Genomic DNA, 2,882 nt, shown 5'->3' with positions numbered 1-2,882 from the left:
ATTAATTCACTATGATATCAAGATTTTATTTTTCCACAGTCTATAAGGAGCACATCTCTTAAAATTCATTGATGGCTTTCTTTAGCTCTTCAAGTAAAGAAATTTCACTTATTGTATAGCTGTCATCAACACAGTTTTTGCACTTTCTTGTCGTGTGTAATTTTTAGCAAAGACAACTTTACCGGTTTCAACATCAATCAGTCTTGGGATGAAAGAAAAAACAGCCGTTATGTTCTTACATCTTACGTAGTACTCTCTGGTTTTTTTACATTTATCATCTAAACATTTAACTCTTTTTTCGTATGTTTGATTATACGAAACTCCTGATTTTAAAACAGACACAGTGTAAATACCCTGTACACCTAAAAGTTTCCCTATTTTTACAGCGTCTTTTTCATTTACAAGACCTGAACTGGAAAATTTCTGCTCGCTTAGAACCTGTTTTATTGTTTGGCGATCTGCTATCTGGTAGAAAGGTTTTCCATTTATATAAATGTTTGCAAGGGCTGATTCAATTTCAAGGGCAAGCAAATCAGCTCCTTTTCCTTTAAAAGGAAGTACCGCTATTTTTTTATATTTCATTACCTGAGGATAATTAGGAGGATTTAAAGAAGATACCTGTACTTTTTTAGCACAGGATATAATTAAGCTTATAAAAAATAAAAAAATAAAAATTTTTCTCACCAGTTTTTCACCCTTATTGAATTTCCTATTACAAATGCACTGCTTAAAACCATTGCAAGGGCAGCAAGTATAGGACTTAAATTTCCAGTTAAAGCAAATCCTATTCCTATTATATTATAAATAAATGCCCAGAAAATATTTGTATATATTATCCTTTTAACCTTTTTTGCAAGAAGTAAAACAAGAGGAACTTTTCTTAAATCATCACTTACAAGGCTAACATCTGCACTTTCTTTTGTAATATCTGTTCCACATCCCATTGCAATTCCAATATCAGCTTTTGATAGAGCAGGAGCATCATTTATACCGTCTCCTACCATTGCAACAACTTTACCTTCTTTTTTTTCTTTTTCTATCTCTTTTATTTTATCTTCAGGCAAAAGTCCTGCTTTTATATGTTCTATTCCAAGTTTTTTCCTTAATATTTTTGCAAAATATGGAGTATCCCCTGTTAAAACTCCTATTTTGAGTTTTAATTTTCTTAAAGCTTTTATAGCTATTGGAGCTTCATCTTTTATTTTCTGTGCAAAAGTTATAATACCTAATACTTCATTATCATTAAAAATAAAAACAGGAATTTCTGCTGAATTTTCAGCTTCCTTTTCTAATTTTTCTATCTCTTTTGGAATTTCAAGTCCAATTTTTTCCACAAGTTTTTTATTTCCAAGGTAAATTCTTTCACAGTCAACTACACCTTCAATGCCGTACCCAAAATAAACTTTAAAATCTTCAACTTTGCAATCACAATCTAAATTTTTCATACGACAGTAATTTTCAAATGAAACTGCAAGAGGATGCTCAGAGTGTTTTTCCAGAGCACAGGCTTTTTTAATAACTTCTTCATCTTTTGCTTTTATCTTATGAACCTGCAAAAACCTTTCTGTAATTGTTCCGGTTTTATCAAAAAATACTGTTTTTACAGAAGATAGCTTTTCTAGTATATCTGCTCCTTTTATGATTATTCCTTCCCTAAAAGCTTCACTTAATCCTATCCATAATGCAAGAGGAGCTCCTATGCTAAAAGCACACGGACAAGATATTAAAAGAACAGACATTGAAGTAATAAGGGCTTTTTCAAAACCCTCTTCCACATACCAGTATGCGAATGCTCCTGCAGACAGTGAAAGCATAACAGGCAGAAAATAAGCAGATACAGTGTCTGTTATTCTTGTAATAGGTGCTTTAGAGTTTCTAATTTCTTTCATAAGTTCTATAAATCTGTTAACTGTCCATTCTTTAGACGGCTTTGCAACTTCTATTTTCAAACTCCCATCTGTGTTTATTGTCCCTGCATAAACCTGATTACCTTCTTTTTTCAAAACAGGTTTTATTTCACCTGTTAGCATTGATTCGTCTATGTGGGCTTTCCCTTCTATTATTACTCCATCTGCAGGGATTTTTTCCCCTGGTTTTACAACAACAATATCTCCAACATTTACAGTTTCAGCTAAAACCTCAATTTCCTTCCCATCTATTAAAACCCTTGCTTTTTGAGGGACAAGTTTTAAAAGCTCTTTCATAAAATTAGATGCTTTTACTCTCGAGGAAGTTTCTAAATATCTTCCAAAGGTAACCAGAACAAGTATCATCGTTGCAGTTTCAAAATAAATTGCAGATTTTCCTGTTAGTACAGAGTAAACAGATAAAAAGTAAGCAGAAAACGCTCCTATAGCTATCAATGTATCTGTATTAAAATTTAGCCAGTTATGTCTTGAAAAAGAATTTTTTAAAATTGGAATTCCAAGCAGTATCATTACAGGAGTTGCAAGTATAAGTATTATGTATTTGATAATGTTTGTAAAAGCCTTTGCCTGAGGGTCGTCAGGGGTCATATGTGCTCCGTAAAGATAAGTAGAAAGCATAAAAACCAGCATTGCAAGGAAATATCCAAATCCAAACTTTCCTAAAAATGCAACTGCATTTCCTTCTTCACCTCTAAGCCCTGTAGTTTTATTGATTAAATAACAACCAAAACAACAAAAATCTTCAACCTTTCCATTCCCAATATCAAATTTTAATGATTTTCCTGTGATGGGAATACCGCACTGATAACATTCTTTATTAGCCAATTTTGACTCCTGTAAATTATTAATAAAATTACAAACAAGTTTAATAATATTGTAAAATTTTATTGAATAACAATCTATAAAAGAGGTAAAAAGATGAGCCTAAAAATCCACAACACACTCACAGGAAAG

At 31.9% G+C, this 2,882-nt stretch carries 2 protein-coding genes; both read right to left on the bottom strand.

Annotated elements, in window-relative coordinates; translation table 11 throughout:
- Nucleotides 1-108: 108 nt before the first annotated feature.
- Nucleotides 109-684, bottom strand: a complete 576-nt coding sequence (locus HG1285_RS05005) for a hypothetical protein (protein ID WP_008288500.1) — start codon at nt 682-684, stop codon at nt 109-111.
- The gene (locus HG1285_RS05010; protein ID WP_008288499.1) at nt 681-2,753 is read right to left on the bottom strand and encodes a cation-translocating P-type ATPase; all 2,073 of its coding nucleotides are present in this window, start codon (nt 2,751-2,753) and stop codon (nt 681-683) included. Before HG1285_RS05010 ends, HG1285_RS05005 begins: the two co-directional genes overlap by 4 nt.
- Nucleotides 2,754-2,882: the final 129 nt, after the last annotated feature.

It is taken from the genome of Hydrogenivirga sp. 128-5-R1-1 (assembly GCF_000171895.1).
Note: the sequence above shows the minus strand (reverse complement) of the source record. Positions and strands in the feature narration are given on the sequence as shown.